At 57.7% G+C, this 19,484-nt stretch carries 20 protein-coding genes; 8 read left to right on the top strand and 12 right to left on the bottom strand.

Annotation, left to right across the window (positions count from 1 at the left end):
* Positions 1 to 81: 81 nt before the first annotated feature.
* Together GS632_RS10285 and GS632_RS10280 are read left to right on the top strand one after the other, a co-directional pair.
* Positions 82 to 558 carry a YHS domain-containing (seleno)protein gene (locus GS632_RS10285; protein ID WP_171179037.1) on the top strand — a complete coding sequence of 159 codons (477 nt, stop codon included), beginning with the start codon at positions 82 to 84 and terminating at the stop codon, positions 556 to 558.
* Positions 559 to 832: 274 nt separating this feature from the next.
* Positions 833 to 1,372 carry an outer membrane protein gene (locus tag GS632_RS10280; RefSeq protein ID WP_171179036.1) on the top strand — a complete coding sequence of 180 codons (540 nt, stop codon included), beginning with the start codon at positions 833 to 835 and terminating at the stop codon, positions 1,370 to 1,372.
* A gap of 51 nt (positions 1,373 to 1,423) precedes the next feature.
* Here GS632_RS10280 and GS632_RS10275 read toward each other — a convergent pair whose 3' ends face one another.
* Complete coding sequence (locus GS632_RS10275) at positions 1,424 to 2,407, bottom strand: quinone oxidoreductase (RefSeq protein WP_171179034.1); 984 nt, start codon at positions 2,405 to 2,407, stop codon at positions 1,424 to 1,426.
* A gap of 193 nt (positions 2,408 to 2,600) precedes the next feature.
* On the opposite strand from GS632_RS10275, the gene GS632_RS10270 reads away from it, so the two are divergent.
* Positions 2,601 to 3,458: a DUF2189 domain-containing protein gene (locus GS632_RS10270; RefSeq protein ID WP_171179032.1), complete on the top strand. Its 858-nt coding sequence runs from the start codon at positions 2,601 to 2,603 to the stop codon at positions 3,456 to 3,458.
* A 30-nt stretch (positions 3,459 to 3,488) separates the two neighbouring features.
* On the opposite strand, the gene GS632_RS10265 is transcribed toward GS632_RS10270, so the two are convergent.
* Positions 3,489 to 4,475, bottom strand: coding sequence for an NAD(P)H-quinone oxidoreductase (locus GS632_RS10265; RefSeq protein ID WP_171179030.1), 987 nt, complete (start codon positions 4,473 to 4,475; stop codon positions 3,489 to 3,491).
* A 61-nt stretch (positions 4,476 to 4,536) separates the two neighbouring features.
* Positions 4,537 to 5,229, bottom strand: a complete 693-nt coding sequence (locus GS632_RS10260) for a COQ9 family protein (RefSeq protein WP_171179028.1) — start codon at positions 5,227 to 5,229, stop codon at positions 4,537 to 4,539.
* A 111-nt stretch (positions 5,230 to 5,340) separates the two neighbouring features.
* Here GS632_RS10260 and rpsU point away from each other — a divergent pair, with 111 nt between their 5' ends.
* Positions 5,341 to 5,547 carry a 30S ribosomal protein S21 gene (gene rpsU, locus GS632_RS10255; protein ID WP_005614280.1) on the top strand — a complete coding sequence of 69 codons (207 nt, stop codon included), beginning with the start codon at positions 5,341 to 5,343 and terminating at the stop codon, positions 5,545 to 5,547.
* Positions 5,548 to 5,840: 293 nt separating this feature from the next.
* Positions 5,841 to 6,797: a CAP domain-containing protein gene (locus GS632_RS10250; RefSeq protein WP_171721803.1), complete on the top strand. Its 957-nt coding sequence runs from the start codon at positions 5,841 to 5,843 to the stop codon at positions 6,795 to 6,797.
* A 45-nt stretch (positions 6,798 to 6,842) separates the two neighbouring features.
* Here GS632_RS10250 and ppk2 read toward each other — a convergent pair whose 3' ends face one another.
* A complete protein-coding gene (gene ppk2 / locus GS632_RS10245; RefSeq protein ID WP_171179019.1) occupies positions 6,843 to 7,760 on the bottom strand; it encodes a polyphosphate kinase 2 in 918 nt (305 codons plus the stop codon).
* 290 nt (positions 7,761 to 8,050) lie between these two features.
* Here ppk2 and GS632_RS22360 point away from each other — a divergent pair, with 290 nt between their 5' ends.
* The gene (locus GS632_RS22360; protein WP_171721804.1) at positions 8,051 to 8,890 is read left to right on the top strand and encodes a CPBP family intramembrane glutamic endopeptidase; all 840 of its coding nucleotides are present in this window, start codon (positions 8,051 to 8,053) and stop codon (positions 8,888 to 8,890) included.
* Between the two features lie 3 nt (positions 8,891 to 8,893).
* Here GS632_RS22360 and GS632_RS10235 read toward each other — a convergent pair whose 3' ends face one another.
* A complete protein-coding gene (locus GS632_RS10235; protein ID WP_171179015.1) occupies positions 8,894 to 9,352 on the bottom strand; it encodes an Lrp/AsnC family transcriptional regulator in 459 nt (152 codons plus the stop codon).
* 135 nt (positions 9,353 to 9,487) lie between these two features.
* Between GS632_RS10235 and ald the strand changes: the two genes are divergently transcribed.
* Positions 9,488 to 10,603, top strand: a complete 1,116-nt coding sequence (gene ald, locus GS632_RS10230; protein ID WP_171179013.1) for an alanine dehydrogenase — start codon at positions 9,488 to 9,490, stop codon at positions 10,601 to 10,603.
* Positions 10,604 to 10,789: 186 nt separating this feature from the next.
* Here the strand turns inward: ald and GS632_RS10225 are convergent, their stop codons facing one another.
* Positions 10,790 to 11,602, bottom strand: coding sequence for a mechanosensitive ion channel family protein (locus tag GS632_RS10225; protein WP_174836591.1), 813 nt, complete (start codon positions 11,600 to 11,602; stop codon positions 10,790 to 10,792).
* 210 nt (positions 11,603 to 11,812) lie between these two features.
* Here GS632_RS10225 and GS632_RS10220 point away from each other — a divergent pair, with 210 nt between their 5' ends.
* Entirely contained in the window at positions 11,813 to 12,511 is a 699-nt protein-coding gene (locus tag GS632_RS10220) for a glutathione S-transferase family protein (RefSeq protein WP_171721805.1), read from the top strand.
* Positions 12,512 to 12,561: 50 nt separating this feature from the next.
* Here the strand turns inward: GS632_RS10220 and GS632_RS10215 are convergent, their stop codons facing one another.
* The 6 genes from GS632_RS10215 to GS632_RS10190 all read right to left on the bottom strand — a co-directional run bounded on the left by GS632_RS10215 (position 12,562) and on the right by GS632_RS10190 (position 19,457).
* A complete protein-coding gene (locus tag GS632_RS10215; protein ID WP_171179007.1) occupies positions 12,562 to 13,008 on the bottom strand; it encodes a YtoQ family protein in 447 nt (148 codons plus the stop codon).
* Between the two features lie 82 nt (positions 13,009 to 13,090).
* The gene (gene pheT / locus GS632_RS10210) at positions 13,091 to 15,487 is read right to left on the bottom strand and encodes a phenylalanine--tRNA ligase subunit beta (protein ID WP_171721806.1); all 2,397 of its coding nucleotides are present in this window, start codon (positions 15,485 to 15,487) and stop codon (positions 13,091 to 13,093) included.
* A gap of 78 nt (positions 15,488 to 15,565) precedes the next feature.
* On the bottom strand, positions 15,566 to 16,372 hold the full coding sequence (locus GS632_RS10205; protein WP_171721807.1) for a PHB depolymerase family esterase: 807 nt from the start codon (positions 16,370 to 16,372) through the stop codon (positions 15,566 to 15,568).
* Between the two features lie 249 nt (positions 16,373 to 16,621).
* The gene (locus tag GS632_RS10200; protein WP_171721808.1) at positions 16,622 to 16,855 is read right to left on the bottom strand and encodes a hypothetical protein; all 234 of its coding nucleotides are present in this window, start codon (positions 16,853 to 16,855) and stop codon (positions 16,622 to 16,624) included.
* An 86-nt stretch (positions 16,856 to 16,941) separates the two neighbouring features.
* On the bottom strand, positions 16,942 to 18,015 hold the full coding sequence (gene pheS / locus GS632_RS10195) for a phenylalanine--tRNA ligase subunit alpha (RefSeq protein ID WP_171179000.1): 1,074 nt from the start codon (positions 18,013 to 18,015) through the stop codon (positions 16,942 to 16,944).
* Positions 18,016 to 18,086: 71 nt separating this feature from the next.
* Positions 18,087 to 19,457, bottom strand: a complete 1,371-nt coding sequence (locus tag GS632_RS10190; protein WP_171183819.1) for a glutamate--cysteine ligase — start codon at positions 19,455 to 19,457, stop codon at positions 18,087 to 18,089.
* Positions 19,458 to 19,484 lie beyond the last annotated feature (27 nt).

The following is a 19,484-nucleotide window of genomic DNA, read 5'->3' as shown; positions in this document are numbered from 1 at the left end:
GGTCAATTACGGTCCGCACAGGACAACAACCGGGGCCCTCGCTCTCGCTTTGACGAGGCTCCATTCACGAAAGGTGAAGCAATGAACACTTTTAAATCTCTGATCGGCGGCGTCGCACTGTCCGTCGCGCTGGCAACTTCGACTCTGGCCGCGGGTGTGGAAATCAACGCAAGCTCGACTGGTCTGGCGATGCAGGGCTATGACCCGGTTGCCTACTTTACCGCCGGTGAAGCAACCAAAGGCGACTACCGCATCACCACCTTGCACAACGACGCGATGTACCGCTTCTCTTCGGAAGAAAACAAAGCTGCCTTTGAAGCCAACCCCGAAGCCTACCTGCCCGCATACGGCGGCTACTGTGCCTTCGGCGCAGCCATGGGCTTCAAGTTCGACGGCGACCCGAACCACTGGAAAATCGTCGACAACAAACTGTACCTGAACCTGTCGCAAGACATCCAGGAACGCTGGGAAGGCGACATCCCGGGTTTCATTGAAAGCGCAAGCGCGAACTGGGAAAACATCTCAGACAAGACCCCCGCGGAACTGCAAGAGCAATAATCCGCTGAAAATGTCAGGCGTGTCGGCGGCGGAGCGTTCCGCCGCCGCATGTCGTTTGAAGATCCCTCATCTCTTCCTATCTTTTTAGCATCAAACGCGCTCGGTCTTTTAAGAGCGTCAACGTTTCACCCAAGTTGAGACGTTGGGATACAAATTTGTATTCCACTTTCCGAATGTATATATATGAATGATCCGGCTTCCCGTCCGGATCGTATCCACCCTCATAAGTGGGCAATGCCTCACTGGAGCAGAGTGACAAGCGAAAGGAAATGAGATGACATTGAAGAAACTGGCTCTCATCACTACCGCAGCGACCGTTGTTGCAGGATCAGCCATGGCGCAATCCTCGGGCAACTGGACAGGGTTCTACGGCGGTCTGCAACTGGGCTATGTCGATGTGGACACCAGCGTGTCCGGGGTCGACGGAGATGGCGTGATCGGCGGTATTATCCTAGGTTACGACTATGATTTGGGCGACTGGGTCGTCGGTGGCGGGTTTGACTATGACTGGACGGACGTGGATTTGTCCAACGTTCCAGTCACAGTGGAAGATGTATGGCGTTTGAAAGCGCGGGCGGGCTATAAAGTGAACCCGCAGGGCCTGCTCTACGGAATTGCGGGCTACGCCGAAGCGGGAACAGACAACCTCGGAAGCGATGATGGTTGGTTTATTGGTGCTGGCTACGAACAGATCGTGGCGCCCAATGTGAGCATCGGTGGAGAACTGCTTTACCACGAGTTCAGCAACTTCAACGGAAGCGGCGTCGATGTTGATGCAACGACTCTGCAAATCCGGGCTTCCTATCGGTTCTGACGCATATCAAATAAGCAAGTTGGACCCGGCTTTTTTAAGCCGGGTCGCTCTTTAGATGTCCAATATCGTGCTGCCGGTTGTCTGTCGCGCTTCAAGCGCACGATGCGCGTCTGCCACCTGATCCAACCCAAAGCGTTGATCCACGTGGATTTTGACCTCTCCGCCTTCGACCTTTCCGAATAGCCTGCGGGCCATTGCCTGACACACCGTATGATCCGCGATATGCGTGAACAAGGTGGGGCGCGTGATCTTCAGTGATCCTTTCTGGCCCAGAACACCGATATTAAAGGGGGGCACAGGGCCTGAAGCATTGCCGAACGAAATCATCATGCCAAGCGGTTTCAAACAATCCAGCGAGCCTTCGAATGTGTCCGCCCCGACCGAGTCCATGACCACATCCACACCCTGGCCCTTGGTAATCTCGGCTACCCGCTCAGCAAAATTCTCGGTTCGGTAGTTGATGCAATGCGCAGCCCCGTTGAACCGGGCCAGACTGCATTTTTCATCCGTTCCTGCCGTCCCGATCAGTGTGATCCCTTCGGATTTCGCCCATTGGCAGGCGATCAACCCTACCCCACCGGCTGCTGCGTGAAACAGCACCGTATCCCCCCGTTTCAGCGGAGTGGTTCGGTGAAAAAGATATTCTACCGTCAATCCCTTCAACATCATCGCCGCGGCGGCGTCAAAGGAAATGCCATCCGGCAGTGGACAAACCTGTGCTGCCGGCATCACTCGGGCCTCGCAATACGCACCGGACGGGGCTGAAGCATACGCAGCCCGTTGTCCGGGCTGCAGGTGCGTTACACCTTCGCCAATAGCTTCAACGACACCTGCCGCCTCCATGCCCAGTGCATGAGGAAGCTCAAGGGGGTACAGGCCAGTACGTTGATAAACATCGATAAAGTTCAAACCACAGGCTTCGTGGCGAATGCGGATTTCCCCCGGTCCAGGCTCACCTACTGCCCTGTCTTCGATCCGCAAAACTTCGGGGCCGCCAAACTCGTGAATCATGACCGTCTTTGCTGTTTGCTGCATACTGACCTCCTCTTGCCGGATTTCAAGCTAACATGACTTCGAAGCAGGGCAATCCGTCCGATGCCAGACTATTGATCGGGAATTGGAAAATCTGTGCTATACTAGGGTCAGGCGTTGCCGGCTGGTCCGGCCACGGGCAACGTGATGCCGGATCCGCCCCGCGGCGCAGTTTTCGCCAGGGAAGGGGAGGAAAATGGCCAAAACAATCGGAAACCCGATCAGCTGGACCGCCCGAAATCTCGGGGCGGCAGGTGATCATGTCTCGGAAAGCGTCTCGCGCCTGGGCAGCGCGGACACCAAAGAGCTGCCAATGGTGCAAACCTTGACGCTGCAAGACCTGCGCGCCTGTCTGCGCGCGGGCTATGACGACTTTCTCGAAACACGGGCGGATGCCGTGTTCATCGTGTTGATCTACCCGATCGCAGGGCTCTTGATGTTCGGCTTTGCTTTGAACATGAATCTGGTGCCGCTTCTGGCTCCACTTGTCGCCGGCTTTGCCTTGATCGGGCCAGTCGCCGCCGTGGGGCTTTATGAGATTAGCCGCAAGCGTGAACAGGGCAGCGCAGTGCATTGGTTGGATGCGTTCGGTGTCTTCAGATCACCGTCCTTCGGTGCAATTCTGGTACTTGGCTTCTACCTCGTCATGCTGCTTTTGGTCTGGCTGATGGTCGCACAAGCCATTCATACTAATACAATGGGCCCTGAAGTACCCGCATCCCTTAGTGCATTTGCCACACAGGTTCTCACCACTTCTGCGGGATGGACGATGATTGTCGCGGGAACCGCTGTTGGTTTTGTGTTCGCCTTGTGCGCATTGGCAGTCAGCGTTGTCAGCTTTCCATTGCTGCTGGACCGCAAGGTGGGGCTGCCAGTGGCGGTTGTGACATCGTTTCGTGTCTTGCGTGAGAACCCCGGCGTCATCCTGACATGGGGCTTCACCGTGGCGGCGCTGCTGTTTCTGGGCGCCTTGCCGATGCTATTGGGTCTGATCGTGGTAGTACCCGTTCTGGGCCACGCCACATGGCATCTATACCGCCGCGCGGTTGCGTGAAGGCGCGGGACAAGCCCGCGCATTTGACACTTAGTCCGCAACCTTGAGGACGATCTTGCCGATGTGGCCAGAGCTTTCCATGCGCGCATGGGCTGCCGCCGCCTCGGCCAGTTCAAATTCACTGTCCATAACTGGGGCAACTTTGCCAGCGTCGAGCAGAGGCCAAACGGCTTCGCGCAGATCCTGCGCAATTTGTGCCTTGGCCAAATCGCTCTGCGGGCGCAGGGTACTGCCAGTCAGGGTCAAACGTTTGACCATCATCATCGCAAAGTTCAGCTCGACCTTCGGACCTTGCAGGAAAGCGATCTGTACCAGACGTCCATCCTCGGCCAATGCTTTGACGTTGCGTGGGATGTAATCCCCACCCACCATATCAAGGATCAGGTTCGCCCCGCCCTCGGCCCGCATGGTGGCCACAAAATCTTCATCGCGATAGTTGATTGCCTTTTCCGCACCCAGCTTGACGCAAGCCTCACATTTCTCATCGGACCCAGCGGTCGCAAAGACACGTGCACCAAAAGCATTGGCCAGTTGGATTGCCGTTGTCCCGATCCCGCTGGAGCCGCCATGGACCAGAAACCGCTCACCCGCTTTCAGACCACCACGTGTGAACACGTTGGACCAGACGGTGAAAAAGGTTTCCGGCAGGCAAGCAGCCTCTTTCATTCCCATCCCTGCAGGGATCGGTAGGCAATGCGCGGCGGGCGTTGCCACGTATTCGGCATAACCCCCACCCGGCAACAACGCGCAAACCTTGTCGCCGACCGACAACCCCTCGACCCCCGCACCGACCGAGACCACTTCGCCCGACGCCTCAAGCCCTGGCAGGTCGCTGGCACCCGGAGGCGGATCATAGGCCCCTGCGCGCTGCAACGCATCAGGACGGTTCACACCGGCATAAGCTACTTTCAGCACAACTTGTCCGTTACCCGGCTCGGGAACAGGACGTTCAGTCAGTTGCAAAACATCAGGACCACCCGGTTTGGTGATCTCAACAGCGCGCATCATCTGGGTCATAGGCACCTCCTTTGCGCAATGCCTAGCAGGCATACGGGCCAGGGCCTAGCGCCAAGATGCGCTACTTTCGAGGGTTCAGCATCCCCGGAAGGTCAGCCCGCATTTTCATGGGTGCCTTCACTTGACCGGCCAACCAGTTTGGAACCGCCAAGAACGGTTTCAACACCGGATTGTCGCGTACCTGCGCCTTGAGCTTTTCAAACTCCATGACATTTGCGATCCGACGGTCCAGGAATTCCCACGTGCGCTGATGGTCTGGGCTGTCATCGCCCAACCAGAACAACAGCGTAGAGGAATAGACCCCCGACAAAGTGGCCCGTTTGGTATACCAGTTCACATCGTCCGAGGTATCGCCCAGCGCATCCCAGATCAGGTCGCAGGTTTGCCAAACCGCCTTGGCCCCATCCGCCGCATGGGTCGGCAGGGAAAACAGGGTCATGCCACGGCGCACTAACTCTTTGTCTTCGACAGCCTGCAACCGGAACCGAACCGCCGCAGCAATCTTGTCGCGGAATTTCAAGTCGCTCAGATCTTCGGATTTGATGCGATTCAGCATCGCCTGATCGCCGCGTGCATGATAGGCCAGCGCCAGATCAACCGCCCCGCGTGGACAAATCGCACGGGCCAGACCATCATCCAGGTCACAATCGGAAATAGTGGCTCGAAAACTGGTTTCCGACCAGCCGTCGAAGGGAACATGGATCAGCATCGCATCCAAAAGCTGCTGTTTTGCATCTTCATAAGTGGTCGTCATGGCAGTTCTCCGGTTGTCGGGACCAGTACTAGACAAGTTAGGGCGGCTTTGCTATACGGCCACTTCCTGCAATTTCCTTGCAACTCTATCTAGAAAGGTGGTGACAACCACATGCAGGTTAGTGTTCGCGACAATAACGTCGATCAGGCGCTTCGTGCCCTGAAGAAAAAGCTGCAGCGCGAAGGCGTGTTCCGTGAAATGAAGCTGAAGCAACATTTCGAGAAACCGTCCGAGAAAAAAGCGCGTGAGAAAGCTGAAGCGATTCGTCGTGCCCGTAAACTGGCACGCAAGAAAGCCCAGCGCGAAGGTCTGCTCTAAGACTTTCCTCATCCAGTTTTGGATGACACTATTTGACGACCCCCGAGGCCCCGCCCGGGGGTTTGTCGTTTCAGGGGCGGGTTTTTTCGCCGACTCGTGGTACTAGGTGTGCGACAAGCCGCCATTTCCCCACCAGCAACATTTTGCCCGGCATTTTGCAGCGCAGCGAATCCCGCTCTGGTAGCATTGCCCCGCCAGAATTCGCCTAATATTTCTGCGCCTCTATCTGACCTCAGCAAGCCGCTTGTAACTGGCGACGTCCAACCGGACGATACTTACAAACGGAGGCTACCATGTCGACTGCAAGTCAAATCGAGCAAGAAATGCTGGCGCTGATCAACGCCGAACGCACATCACGCGGGCTTACCCCGCTGCAACTTGAAACACAGCTGAACGACTCATCCGAAGATCACAGCAGCTGGATGCTGGACACAGACACGTTCAGCCATACAGGTCAGGGCGGTTCCAGCGCGACACAGCGTGTGCAGGATGCAGGTTTTGATCTGTCCGGCAGCTGGCGTACGGGCGAGAATATCGCCTGGCAATCAGAACGCGGCGAGCCCGGCATCAGTGATGACGTCGCGCAGTTGCACGAGAACCTGATGAACAGCCCGGGACACCGTGCAAACATCCTGAACCCTGATTTCGAATATGTTGGCATCGGCATTGAAACAGGTGACATGCAAGGGTTCGACGCGGTGATGGTCACTCAGAATTTCGCTGCCACTGACAGCGCTGTGATGCTGGACGATGACAGCACACCTGTCCCGCCGGTCGACGATGTGGCGAACCCCCAAGACCCGGACGCCGAGACGCCTGACACCGATGTAGCCGAGCCCGAAGATCCTGTCACCGAAATGCCTGATACTGGCGTGACTGAGCCCGAAGAACCGGACACTGAATCACCCGGCGCTGACGTCGCAGAGTCAACCCCCGAGACACCTGTCGGAGAAGAACCCGACGGATGTTTCGACGTGGCAGCCTTCTTGGTCGAACTGGAAGTTTTCCTGGATAAAGTTCTGGCGCAGATTGATCAGTTCCACTTGGAAACGGACGACATGACGCCGCCGGACATGGCCGAGAATAACATCCAGGTTTCAGACACCGACGAGGTGGACATCGTTGAAGTCGATGACACGGCCCCGATCGATGCGCCTGATGACTCCTGCTTCGGGTTGGACGGCAACGATGACGCCGATATCTATGTGCTCAATTTTTATGGCACAGGCTGCATGATGGAAGCAGCCTGATAGTTCCTGAAATGCGGGGCGGCTGGCTCGCCCCGCATGGCGCTCTCAGTAAATCTTTGGCACGTACAATTCATCCGGCAAAACGCGACGCTCGTATTCCGGGTTATATCGGCGGTCAGGCAGATTGACTTTTTCCTGCGGCACATCCGTGTATGGAACTTTGGTCAAAAGATGCTCGATACAGTTCAGCCGCTCGCGCTTTTTGTCATTGCCTTCGACAATGTACCAAGGGGCTTCAGGAATGTTGGTCCGGAAGAGCATATCCTCTTTCGCCTTGGTATAAGATTCCCAACGGATGCGGGATTCCAGATCCATCGGCGACAGCTTCCACTGTTTCATCGGGTCGTGAATGCGCATTAGGAATCGCAATTGCTGTTCTTCATCCGTTATCGAGAACCAATATTTCAGCAGGATAATCCCTGAGCGAACCAGCATTCGTTCGAATTCGGGAACGTCCTGAAAGAACTGCTCAACTTGATCCTCGGACGCGAAACCCATCACCCGTTCGACGCCTGCGCGGTTGTACCATGACCGGTCGAACAACACGATCTCACCCGCAGCAGGCAAATGCGGCACGTAACGCTGGAAATACCACTGGCTCTGCTCGCGACGGCTGGGCGCGGGCAGAGCGACCACACGCGCGACACGTGGGTTCAGACGCTGGGTGATCCGTTTGATAACGCCCCCCTTGCCCGCGCTGTCACGACCTTCGAACAATATACAAACCTTGGCACCGGTGTGCTGAACCCAATCCTGCACTTTGATCAGTTCGGCCTGCAGGCGCAGCAGGTTACGGAAATAGACCTTGCGGTCCAGCATGTCGGGGTGTTGTTCCCGATAAATCTTCCGCACTTCCATCGACAACATCGGCTCGCTGAACTCGATCTCAAAATCTTCGTCCAGCGTGTCTTCCAGTTCGGCTTCAAGCCAGTCTTTGGTGCCACCGTTGTTTTCGTAAGCCAAGGTCAGCTCCTTTTTTGTTATCGGGTTCGAACCATATCGGGCCTGTGTAAACGCCTGATGTCATCAGAAAAATTGATACAGAGGCACCAACGCCCAAATCTGCCGAAGCCTCTGAAATTTCAGACGGGCGCGGGTATATGGTCTTTCCTCTGAATGTGAACGCCCGGACCAAAGGATACAAGCGTAAGAATTGACGCAAGGCGGTATGGCAGAGTGCGCCTTCCTTTGAACGCTTGCATTGCCACGATTTTGTGCGGCAAGACGGTCTGGATTTACAGGGTCTAAAGCACGTGACGTTCTTTCTTTCTATTTTATCGGTAATTTGGCCGTGGTTCATCCTGATCGCAGCACAAGTGATGGCGCTTGCAGGCCGCGCTGCTATTGCGCTCTCCCTGCTGGCTCTATTTGTGAGTATTGCATCGACCACTGACCTGATGTCACCTTTGGTGATTGCCGCAGTGGTCCTTGGACTGGCCGGAGCCGCCTTTCTACCGCACCTGAAAGGCCGGATCGCGGTCGCCGGACACGCGCTTTTAATCCTGTGGTGTCTGGCCATGGGGGCGCACCTTCTGCCCGGTTTTCAGAACCTGAAAGTGCTGGATCAGGTGCAGGCTGGCGCCGGCAGCGCGAGCTTCACAATGTATCTGAATCTGGACAAGCCGATGGTCTTCTTCGCCGTTCTTCTGGCTTGGCCCGCCATTCTCCACAACGCGATTCCGACCAAAACTGGCGCTTTGATGGCAGGGCTGTTGCTTTTGCCCGGACTGTTTGTTTTGGGCTTGGCCTTGGATGCGATACAACCAGAATTTTCGATCCCGCCCTGGTGGCTGATCTTTGCCCTAACCAATCTGTTTCTGACCTGCCTGACCGAGGAAGCCTTTTTTCGCGGCTACCTGCAATCCGCGATCACGTCACGTCTGGGCGCCACTGGCGGAATGCTCGCGGCCAGCGTGCTGTTCGGGTTGGCTCATTTCGGTGGAGGTCCGGCGCTGGTGATCTTTACCTCCATCCTGGGGCTGGCTTGCGGGCTGGGGTATTATGCAACCCAGAGGCTTTGGGTGCCGGTTGCGATGCATTTCGGGTTCAATCTGTTGCATCTGATAATGTTCACCTACCCTGGTCCAGCTTGAAGATCAGACTGGCAGAGCAGTGGTTTTGAACACGGTGCGCAAAGCGAAAGAGCTTTGCATCTGTGCCACCCCGGGCAACCGCGACAGGTATTGCCGGTGAATACGCGCAAAATCCTCGGTGTTTTCTGCCACCACCTTCAGGATATAGTCGGCAGTTCCCGCCATCAGGTGGCATTCCAATACATCAGGAATACGCGCTACAGCCTTTTCAAACGAATCCAGAACCTCTTCGGCCTGGCCTTGCAGGGTAATCTCGACAAAGACGGTCGTCGGTACGTTCATCTTGCGGGCGTCCAGCAACGCCACATAGTTGCGAATGAACCCTTCGACCTCGAGACGCTGAACGCGCCGGTGGCATGCGGAGGGGGACAGGTTGACCTGGTCAGACAGCTCCGAGTTCGACATCCGGCCATTTTTCTGCAGAGCAGCCAGAATCTTTCTATCAGTCGTGTCTAAGCCCATTCGCGCAATTCCTTTGCAGCAATTTTACTATATACAGGAAATTCTCCCAAAGAAAATTCCCATGGCAGGTTTTCTTTCACAGAAATTGCAAGCCAAACTGCCCATAATTTAGGCAGCTTATGAACGGAGACCCCAATGAAAATCGGTTGCCCCAAGGAAATCAAACCCCAGGAATTTCGCGTCGGCATGACCCCCAACGCTGCTCAGGAAGCGGTCGCACGCGGTCACGAAGTACTGATCGAAAGCGGTGCAGGTATTGGCGCCGGTTTTGACAACGACGCCTACATTGCCGCAGGAGCGCGCATCATCGACACCGCAGAGGAAGTGTTTGCCACGGCTGACATGATCGTAAAGGTTAAGGAACCTCAGGCCGTTGAACGCAAGATGCTGCGCGAAGGCCAGTTGCTGTTCACTTACCTGCACCTGGCTCCCGACCCGGCTCAGACCCATGACCTGTTGGAGTCGGGCTGTACCGCAATCGCGTATGAGACCGTAACCGATGCAAATGGTGGCCTGCCTCTGCTGGCACCAATGTCCGAAGTTGCGGGCCGTCTGGCACCTCAGGTCGGTTCGTGGACCCTGCAGAAGGCCAATGGCGGCCGCGGCGTCCTGATGGGCGGCGTACCCGGTGTGGGCCCTGCCAAAGTCATCGTGATCGGTGGCGGCGTTGTTGGTACGCACGCAGCCAAGATCGCAGCCGGCATGGGTGCTGACGTCACCGTCCTGGACCGCTCGCTGCCGCGCTTGCGTTATCTGGACGACGTGTTTGGCGGACATTTCAAGAATCAGTATTCGACCGCCGGTGCCACCGCCGAGTTGATTCAGGAAGCCGACATGGTGATCGGTGCGGTTCTGATCCCCGGCGCAGCAGCTCCGAAACTGATCTCGCGCGAACAGTTGTCAACCATGAAGCCCGGCGCGGCTCTGGTAGACGTCGCAATTGACCAGGGCGGCTGTTTCGAAACGTCCAAAGCCACCACGCATGCCGATCCGGTGTACGAAGTTGACGGCATCATGCACTACTGCGTCGCCAACATGCCCGGTGCGGTTGCTCGCACATCCACCATTGCACTGGGCAACGCGACCATGCCGTTCATGCTGTCGCTGGCAAGCAAGGGCTGGAAGCAGGCTTGCAAAGACGACGCGCACCTGTTGGCTGGTCTGAACGTTCACGCCGGCAAGCTGACTTACGAAGCGGTTGGCACTGCCCTAAACCTTGACGTTGTCGACCCGACAACGCTGCTCAACTAAGAACGCTCCTGCCTCTGACCGCGCCTCTTCTCCCAGGGCGCCTTTCAGACGAGAGCAAAGCGTCGCGCCATATGCGCGGCGCTTTTTTGATTCACCGCAACTCACAAAAAAAGCACCGCGCCAATGCGCGGTGCCTGCCTCAAAGGAACGAAAGTATCCCAGCGCCCAATCGACGGGCGGAAGCCCTCAGCCTTGTTTCTGGATCTCCACCGCGTGGGGATAGGGAATCGAGATGCCTTTGTCGTCAAAGGCTTCCTTGATCGCTTTGGTCAGCTCGAATTTCGCATCCCAATAGTCGGCGGCATCGCACCAAAGGCGTGCCGTCAGATCGACCGAACTGTCGCCCAGGTTCGTGACTTTGACCCATGGTTCAGGATCACTGTGAATACGGCTGTCAGCTTTGGCCACATCCAGAATGATCTGCATCGCTTTGTCAGCGCTGTCGCCATAGTCGATACCGAACACCAGATCGACACGCCGTGTGTCATGGGCAGAGTAATTGGTGATGATCGAACCCCAGGACTGACCGTTCGGTACGATGATCTGCACATTGTCTGGTGTCACCAGCTCGGTGGTAAAGAGGTTCAGGTCCTTCACCGTCCCCGCCGTGCCACCGATATCCACATACTGGCCCAGCTTGTAGGGTCGGAACACCACCAGCATAACGCCAGCCGCCAAATCGCTGAGCGTCCCTTGCAGCGCCAGACCGATGGCCAGCGACGCAGCACCCAGAATGGCGACGATACTGGTGGCCTGAATTCCGAATATGCCCAAGACGGCAACCAGAACCATGGCCAGAATGGCCCATTTGACAAGGCTCGCCATAAAGTTCCCGAGTGTGGGATCGATATGTGGAGTGGAATTGATCCGACGCCGCACCATGCCTCCGACTGCCCCAGCCACAATCCAGCCCAGAACCAGAACGACAAGCGCCTTGACCGCATTCATGATCAGCGGGGCGTACTCGCCCACCTGTGTTACGACCTCATCCACGCGCATCTCCTTTCAACAGCAAGAAACCCGCGAGGTTTTCGCGGGGGGTCACCGGATTGTGAGCTAAGATTGCGTTTCGGTCTAGGTGCGAGTTTCGCCGGATTTCCCCGTTGTTCGTCAAAAAACACGGCCTGACCGGAGATGCACAGGGCAAAGGGCTTACATGACGGCGGATTGGCCCCTAGCTTTCAACAGATATTCAAACAGGAGCCCCCAATGGCGGACAACACAGCTCATCCGATTATGGCCCGCTGGCCTGCCCAATCCCCGGACAAGATCCAACTCTACTCCTATCCGACACCAAACGGCGTCAAAGCATCGATCATGCTTGAGGAAACCGGCCTGCCTTATGAGGCTCATCTGGTAACGCTCGCGGATGCAGATGTCAAAAGCCCCGAGTTTCTATCGCTGAATCCGAACAACAAAATCCCTGCCATTATTGACCCCAACGGCCCGGACGGTAAACCGCTTGCCCTGTTCGAAAGCGGTGCGATCCTGCTGTATCTAGCTGAGAAGTCAGGAAAGTTGCTGGGACAAAGCGCCTCTGACAAGCACCGTATCACCCAATGGCTGATGTTTCAGATGGGCGGCGTTGGGCCAATGTTCGGTCAGCTTGGCTTTTTTTACAAATTCGCAGGCAGCGAGATCGAAGATCCACGCCCACGCGAACGCTATTTCAACGAAGCCAAGCGCCTTTTAAACGTTGTTAACACCCAGTTGGAGGGGCAGGACTGGATCGCTGGCGAGTTTTCCGTCGCAGACATCGCCCTTGCCCCGTGGCTGAATGCGTTGGATTTCTACGGCGCAAAAGACGTTGTCGGCTGGGACGACCACGTCAATGTCGTCGCCTATGTCGACCGATTTATGCAGCGCCCGGCAGTGCAACGCGGCAAAAACATACCTGCGCGCGGTTAAATGGCTTGGCAGATGAAAGGGTGCCTTGGCCGGCACCCTTCTCGCATTGCTCAGCCCGGCAAAGCGCCGATGAGAACATAGCGCAGGATTTCAACGACCTGAGCAGGTTCTTCAGCAACGGCCAGCGCGGCAGCATCAACTTCTTTCAGCGCGTGTTGATGATCAGGGCCGTGCAGCACGATGATCGACTTGCCAAGCGCCGCCGCATAACCTGCGTCAAAGGCGGCGTTCCACTGTTTGTACTTGTCGCCGAAGCGGACAACCACCACGTCCGCATCCGCAATCCCCTTGCGTGTGCGGATCGCATTGACCATCGCGCCCTTGTGGTCATGCCAATACTTGTTCGGCTCGGCCCCTAGAATGGCCACACCGCAATCGTCGCTGGCGGCATGATCGGTCACAGGGCTATTGAATGTCATATCCAACCCTTGCGCGCCCTCAATGATCTGTTCCCGCCAGTCGGTGTGAATTTCGCCCGAGAGGTAAACGTTCAGCATCTTTAGTCCTCCGCAAACGCAGAAAAGGCGTCGTCGGCCCCTTCATCTTTTTAAGAATACTATCGCCGATGGCGATCCTGAGTTACCCGCGCAGGACGCCACCGGTCGCCTTCGTGACTTTGGCGATGATCTTTTCGGCCACCGCTTCGATGTCTTTTTCTTTCAGCGTCGTGTCCGTCGGTTGCAACCGCACAGTGATGGCCAGAGATTTCTTACCTTCACCCAAGCTGCCACCGATGAATTCGTCAAAGACACGCACATCCTCGATCAGCGCCTTGTCAGCACCCGCTGCAGCATTCACCAGCGTCAGCGCCTCGACGCCTTCATCGACGACAAAGGCAAAGTCACGTTCGACCGCTTGAAGATCTCGCAACTCCAATGCGGCACGGGTGGCACCTGATTTGCGGGGCAGAGGCACCTCGTCAGGCCAGATGGTAAACGCCATCGCCGGGCCCTTGATGTCCATCGCCTGCAGCACACGCGGGTGCAATTCACCGAACACACCCAGCACCTTTTTCGGACCCAAACAAATCTTGCCGTGACGCCCCGGATGCCACCAGGCATCCCCGTCGCGCAGGATCTGTACCTTCGCCGGTGCACCGATGGCAGCCAGTATAGCCTCAGCATCTGCCTTGGCGTCAAACACGTCCACCGGCCGCGAAGCACCGTGCACATCCTTGGGGCCGGAGCGCCCAACCAGCAAGCCGGTGATCTGGGTTTTCTGGTCGCCGGGTTCACCGTCATGGAACACCGGGCCAACCTCGAACAGAGCCACGTCTGCATAGCCGCGTGCCTGATTGCGGGCAGCGGCCTGCAACAGACCCGGCAGCAAATCCGGGCGCATGTGGCTCATCTCGGAAGAGATCGGGTTTTCCAGTTGGGTTGCATCGTCGCCACCACCGAACAGCGCTGCGGACGCCTGATCAATGAAGGTGTAGCTGACGCATTCATTATAGCCAAGCGCCGCGCAGGTGCGGCGCGCCATGGACTGGCGGCGCTGCGTCGGTGTCATAACCGCCTTCGGGATTCCATCCGTCACACGTGGCAACGGTTTGCCCTGCAACTTGGTCAGCGACGCAATCCGCGCGACCTCTTCCACCAGATCGGCCTCGCCCAGAACGTCTGGTCGCCAGCTTGGCACATGAGCCATCTCACCCTCAAGGCGGAAACCCAGGCGGGTCAGGGTCTGACGCTGTTCGCTTTCCGGAATATCCATACCGACCAGAGACTGCACCCGTGCCGCGTCCAACTTGTAAGCCCGCCCGTGGTTCGGGGCCTTGCCCGCTTCGACCACGTTGGAGGCTTCGCCGCCGCAGATATCCAGGATCATCTGGGTTGCGTGTTCCAACCCTTCACGGGTGTAATCTGGATCAACACCGCGCTCGAACCGGTACCGCGCGTCCGAATTGATCTTGAGCGCGCGACCCGTAAGGGCAATCTGCACATGATCCCAAAACGCGCTTTCGAGGAAGACGTTAACCGTCTCTTCGGTGCAGCCTGTTTCCTCGCCCCCCATGATCCCGGCAATCGATTCCGGGCCTTTGTCGTCCGAAATCACCATCATGCCCGGCTGCAGAGTGTATTCTTTCTCATCCAGTGCGACCAGCGTCTCACCACCTTTGGCGCGATGCACCCACAGGTTGCCTTGGACCTTGTCCGCATCAAACACGTGCAGCGGGCGGTTGTGGTCGAAGGTCATATAGTTGGTGATGTCCACCAAGGCCGAGATCGGACGCAGGCCAATAGCCTTCAGCTGATCCTGCAGCCACTGCGGGCTGGGGCCGTTCTTGACACCCCGGATCAAACGCCCGGTGAAATGCGGCGCGCCGTCCAAAGTGTCTTCGTCAATGCTCACCTTGATCGGGCACTCGAAATCCCCGGGAACCGGCGCATAGTCACGCTGTTTCAGCGTACCGATACCACGCGCGGCCAGATCACGCGCGATCCCTTCAACGCCCAACGCATCGGGCCGGTTCGGCGTGATCGCGATCTCGATCATCGGATCGACCTTCGACGGATCGTTCTCGGCCAGCCAGTCCACAAATTTGTCGCCAACTTCGCCCGAGGGTAGCTCGATGATGCCGTCATGCTCCTCCGACAGCTCCAGCTCACGTTCCGAGGCCATCATGCCAAAGCTTTCGACGCCCCGGATCTTGCCGACGCTGATGGTGATATCCAGACCGGGTATGTACATGCCCGGCTTGCAAACCACGACGGTGATGCCTTCACGCGCGTTCGGGGCCCCGCAGATGATCTGCAGATCACCCTCATCTGTTTCAACCGTGCAGACCCGCAGCTTGTCAGCGTCCGGGTGTTTCTCGGCATGTTTGACATGGCCCAGCGTAAAGCCCGCCAACCGGTCCGCCGGGTTCACGATCTCTTCGACCTCCAGGCCAAGGTCGGTCAGCGCCTCGGCGATCTCATCAACCGAAGCGTCAGTGTCGAGGTGGTCTTTCAGCCAGGACAGAGTGAATTTCATTGCACGGGGCCTTTTTGGGCAGATATCCAGTCGGCACAGGCAATGGCAAAGAATGGACCAAGGTGCAAGCGCTGTGCGTCATGGATAGGTTGGGGTGCGGCCCAAAAGCTCGTCCAATTGACGCCCGATCCAGCCATGCGGGATGAAATGCCCGCCCGGATGGGTGTCCAGCACCACCTGCCCCTGTGCGCAATCGGTCCATTCCACGCGGCTGAGCGTCAGGATCGGCACTACGCTCCAATCACCGCGCGGGGTTGCTCCGTTGCAATTGTACTTTTCACGCCACAGCGAGACCGGATAGGTCGTGTCGCCATTCGCGCCATAAGGAAAATCCATCACCGTATCGCTGAGGCCATGCACATGCCGCGCCTCACGCGGGCCTTCGGGGCAGTTTTCTGTCTGGCGAATGCTGCCCGCAACGGCCAGCAAAGCGGCGATGTCGTTGCCTGACTGGCACACATAGCGCCACGCCATCGCGCCGCCGAAGGAATAGCCCGAGACATAGATGCGGTCGGGGTCAATCGGATAGCGCTTGGCCACGTCCTCCAGCACCCGGTCGGCAAAAGGCACATCGCCAGTGTCCGAGGTCCAGAAATTCCAGCTTTTGCCCAGCCCGTTCGGGGCCACCAGCAGCACGCCCCGCAGCTTGGTCGCTCCGGCAATGCGCTCATGGTTCACGACCACGGTCCCCTGCCGCGCCCAGCCGTGGAAATGCAGCAACACAGGCAGAGGCGTTTCGCCGTCCCATCCTTCGGGTTCCAGCACATGGTACGAGCGGTCGCCGACCTCACAGGCCGTGTCGCCGTGGCAGTCGGTGTTCGATGGTCCCATGGCGAAGGCGGGTGAGGCGGTCAGCAACAGAAGGCAAAGCAGTCGATAAATCATGCGCCTGACCCTAGCCAGCCAGAGCGCCAAGTCACGTCACAACCCCGTGGGAACCTGTAACAAGCAGTGGTGTCGCCAGACCGCGGGATGGCGATCCTTGATTGGTGGTGGGTAGTTTATGGAGGCCAAATCCGCGCGCTGTTCGAACGTCGCGCTGGCGGAGACAAATCGCCAGCCCGTGCGGGCGGTCTGGCGATAGCGCGGCGGCCTATCGGCCTTTGCTCCGCGCTTAGCAGCCAAACCAACTGCTCACCACCACTTCCAAAACCCGTAGTTGCGTTTGTTAATTAAGTCCTGAGTTTTTTCTCTCTGAAATCTGTCGCGCATCTGAAAAACAGCAGGCCGCAAAAACTCGAATCCAGCAATAAGAACTCCGGGCAAGAACAGAAATGCCGATGCAACAAAAGCAATCAGAACCGCAACCGGCTGGCTTTTCCAAACCCACAGCACAAACGTTGGCATCACAAACATCGCGAGGAACAAACACAAACACCAAAGCAGCGGATGCCTAGAAACCTTTTGCTTCCACCAATCCTTTTATGCGGTCAGCCAGTCGTCCAATGTGCTCTCTACCGAGACAAACCACCATGCAGGTTCGGCATATCCAGAGCCGCAAACCCGTAGTGGCGCAACCACCGCAAGTCGGAATCAAAGAACGCCCGCAAATCCGGAATGCCGTATTTCAGCATCGCCAGACGGTCGATCCCGATACCAAAGGCAAAGCCTTGATAGACCTCAGGATCAATCCCACCGGCGGCGATCACCTTGGGGTGGACCATGCCAGAGCCGAGGATCTCCATCCAGTCGTCGCCCTCGCCGATCTTCAGCTGGCCGTTGTCCCAGGAACAGCGGATATCGACCTCGGCCGACGGCTCGGTGAATGGGAAGTGCGAGGCGCGGAAGCGCAGCTCGACGTCGTCGACCTCGAAGAAGGCCTTCACGAACTCTTCCAGAACCCATTTCAGGTTCGCCATCGAGATGTCTTTGTCGATGGCCAGCCCCTCGACCTGATGGAACATCGGCGTGTGGGTTTGGTCATAGTCGGCGCGATAGACACCGCCCGGACAGATCACGCGGATCGGTGCGCCCTGTTTCTCCATCGACCGGATCTGCACCGGAGACGTATGGGTGCGCAGCACATGCGGCGGGCGATTGTCGCCCTCGGCGCGGTGCATGTAGAACGTATCCATCTCGGCCCGCGCGGGGTGATGGCCGGGAATGTTCAGGGCGTCGAAATTGTACCAGTCGGTTTCGATCCGCGGCCCTTCGGCCACCGAGAAACCCAGTTCGGCAAAGATCGCGGTCAGTTCCTCGGTCGCCTGGCTGATCGGGTGGATCGAGCCCTGACGGCGCGCGCGGGTCGGCAGGGTGACGTCCAGCCATTCGGTGCGCAGACGTTCATCCAGCGCGGCATCGGCCAACGCGGCCTTTTTTGCAGAGAGCGCCGAGTTGATCTCATCCTTCAGGGCGTTCAGCGCGGGGCCTGCAACCTGACGTTCCTCGGGCGTCATCTTGCCCAGCTCGCGCATCTTCAACGCGACCTCGCCTTTTTTACCGACAGCCGCGACGCGGATCGCCTCAAGCGCGTTTTCGTCGCCTGCTTCGGCGATTTGGCCCAGATATTTTGCCTTAAGATCGTCCATGACGGCCCTCTGAATTTTGTCGAGAACCTGCTATCGGCCCCGCCCCGCGAATGCAAGCGGGACGGTGCGGATCAATAGCTGTATTCCGGGAAAATCCGGGTCAGGTCGCCATTCCAGTCGCCATTGTAGTGATCCAGCAACTCATCTGCCGGAACCTTACCAGTGTCGATGCTTTCCTTGAGCGCGTTCAGGAAATGTGTCTCATCCGGGACCAGCCCCCCTGCACCGGGGCGCGCGCGGGCCTTCAACCCGGCCTCAGAGATCGCAACAACCTCGCGCGCCAGATCGTGCATGTTGATGTCACCGACCTGCGCCTGAAGGCCATTGACCGCAGCTTGTACGCGCAGTTCCTCGCGCGTTTCCGCATCCCAGCCCTTAACCAGATCCCACGCCGCATCCAGCGCGCCCTGATCGTAAGTCAAACCAACCCAGAAGGCGGGCAGCGCACACAGGCGACGCCACGGGCCACCATCCGCCCCGCGCATCTCCATGTATTTCTTGATCCGTGCTTCGGGGAAGGCCGTGGTCAGGTGATCGGCCCAATCGCTGAGGGTCGGTGTTTCACCCGGCAGAGCAGGCAATTCCCCTTTGAGGAAGTCGCGGAACGACATACCTAGCGCGTTGATATACTGGCCGTCGCGATAGACAAAATACATCGGTACATCCAGCGCGTATTGCACGTAACGTTCGAACCCAAAGCCGTCTTCGAACACAAAAGGCAGCATACCCGTCCGGGCGTCGTCCAGATGCCGCCAGATATGGCTGCGCCAGCTTTTCTGGCCATTGGGCTTGCCTTCAAAGAAAGGCGAATTGGCAAACAAGGCGGTCGCCACAGGTTGCAGCGCCAGCGCAACGCGCAGTTTCTGCACCATGTCGGCCTCGGACCCGAAGTCGATATTGACCTGAACCGTGCAAGTGCGCCGCATCATGGCGCGGCCCATGGTGCCGACCTTTTCCATATAGTCGTTCATCAACCGATAACGCCCTTTCGGCATCAACGGCATTTCCTCGTGGGTCCATATCGGGGCCGCGCCCAGACCAATGAAACCAACGCCGATCTCGTCGGCGATGTCCTTCACCTCACGCAGGTGGGTGTTTACCTCATCGCAGGTCTCGTGGATCGTCTCAAGCGGGGCACCGGAAAGCTCCAGCGCGCCACCGGGTTCCAGGCTGACATTTGCACCGTCTTTTTCAAGACCGATCAGCTTGTCGCCTTCGCGCACTTCGCCCCAGCCATGGCGATCCCGCAGACCTTCCAGCACGGCCACAATCGAGCGTTTGCCTTCAAACGGCAGCGGCTTCAGCGTGTCTTTGCAATAGCCGAACTTTTCATGCTCGGTGCCGATGCGCCAGTCTTCTTTGGGCTTGCAGCCTGATTCCAGATACTCGGCCAGTTGCTCATGGCGTTCGATCGGACCGCCGCCGGACTGAGGGATGGACATGAACCGTGCTCCGATCCTGATGTGTCT

It is taken from the genome of Ruegeria sp. HKCCD7296 (genome assembly GCF_013110775.1).
GTDB lineage: Bacteria > Pseudomonadota > Alphaproteobacteria > Rhodobacterales > Rhodobacteraceae > Ruegeria.
This window is presented reverse-complemented; position numbering and strand designations above follow the sequence as displayed.

Coding starts and splice junctions, on each gene's coding strand:
- GS632_RS10220 (WP_171721805.1), top strand. CDS start 11,813: ATGGCGGACAACACAGCTCATCCGATTATGGCCCGCTGGCCTGCCCAA.
- GS632_RS10215 (WP_171179007.1), bottom strand. CDS start 13,008: ATGCTGAACGTTTACCTCTCGGGCGAAATTCACACCGACTGGCGGGAA.
- GS632_RS10235 (WP_171179015.1), bottom strand. CDS start 9,352: ATGGGCTTAGACACGACTGATAGAAAGATTCTGGCTGCTCTGCAGAAA.
- GS632_RS10190 (WP_171183819.1), bottom strand. CDS start 19,457: ATGTCCATCCCTCAGTCCGGCGGCGGTCCGATCGAACGCCATGAGCAA.
- GS632_RS10205 (WP_171721807.1), bottom strand. CDS start 16,372: ATGATTTATCGACTGCTTTGCCTTCTGTTGCTGACCGCCTCACCCGCC.
- GS632_RS10265 (WP_171179030.1), bottom strand. CDS start 4,475: ATGACCCAGATGATGCGCGCTGTTGAGATCACCAAACCGGGTGGTCCT.
- rpsU (WP_005614280.1), top strand. CDS start 5,341: ATGCAGGTTAGTGTTCGCGACAATAACGTCGATCAGGCGCTTCGTGCC.
- GS632_RS10250 (WP_171721803.1), top strand. CDS start 5,841: ATGTCGACTGCAAGTCAAATCGAGCAAGAAATGCTGGCGCTGATCAAC.
- GS632_RS10275 (WP_171179034.1), bottom strand. CDS start 2,407: ATGCAGCAAACAGCAAAGACGGTCATGATTCACGAGTTTGGCGGCCCC.
- ald (WP_171179013.1), top strand. CDS start 9,488: ATGAAAATCGGTTGCCCCAAGGAAATCAAACCCCAGGAATTTCGCGTC.
- GS632_RS10270 (WP_171179032.1), top strand. CDS start 2,601: ATGGCCAAAACAATCGGAAACCCGATCAGCTGGACCGCCCGAAATCTC.
- pheS (WP_171179000.1), bottom strand. CDS start 18,015: ATGGACGATCTTAAGGCAAAATATCTGGGCCAAATCGCCGAAGCAGGC.
- GS632_RS10285 (WP_171179037.1), top strand. CDS start 82: ATGAACACTTTTAAATCTCTGATCGGCGGCGTCGCACTGTCCGTCGCG.
- GS632_RS10280 (WP_171179036.1), top strand. CDS start 833: ATGACATTGAAGAAACTGGCTCTCATCACTACCGCAGCGACCGTTGTT.
- GS632_RS10225 (WP_174836591.1), bottom strand. CDS start 11,602: ATGCGCGTGGATGAGGTCGTAACACAGGTGGGCGAGTACGCCCCGCTG.
- GS632_RS10260 (WP_171179028.1), bottom strand. CDS start 5,229: ATGACGACCACTTATGAAGATGCAAAACAGCAGCTTTTGGATGCGATG.
- pheT (WP_171721806.1), bottom strand. CDS start 15,487: ATGAAATTCACTCTGTCCTGGCTGAAAGACCACCTCGACACTGACGCT.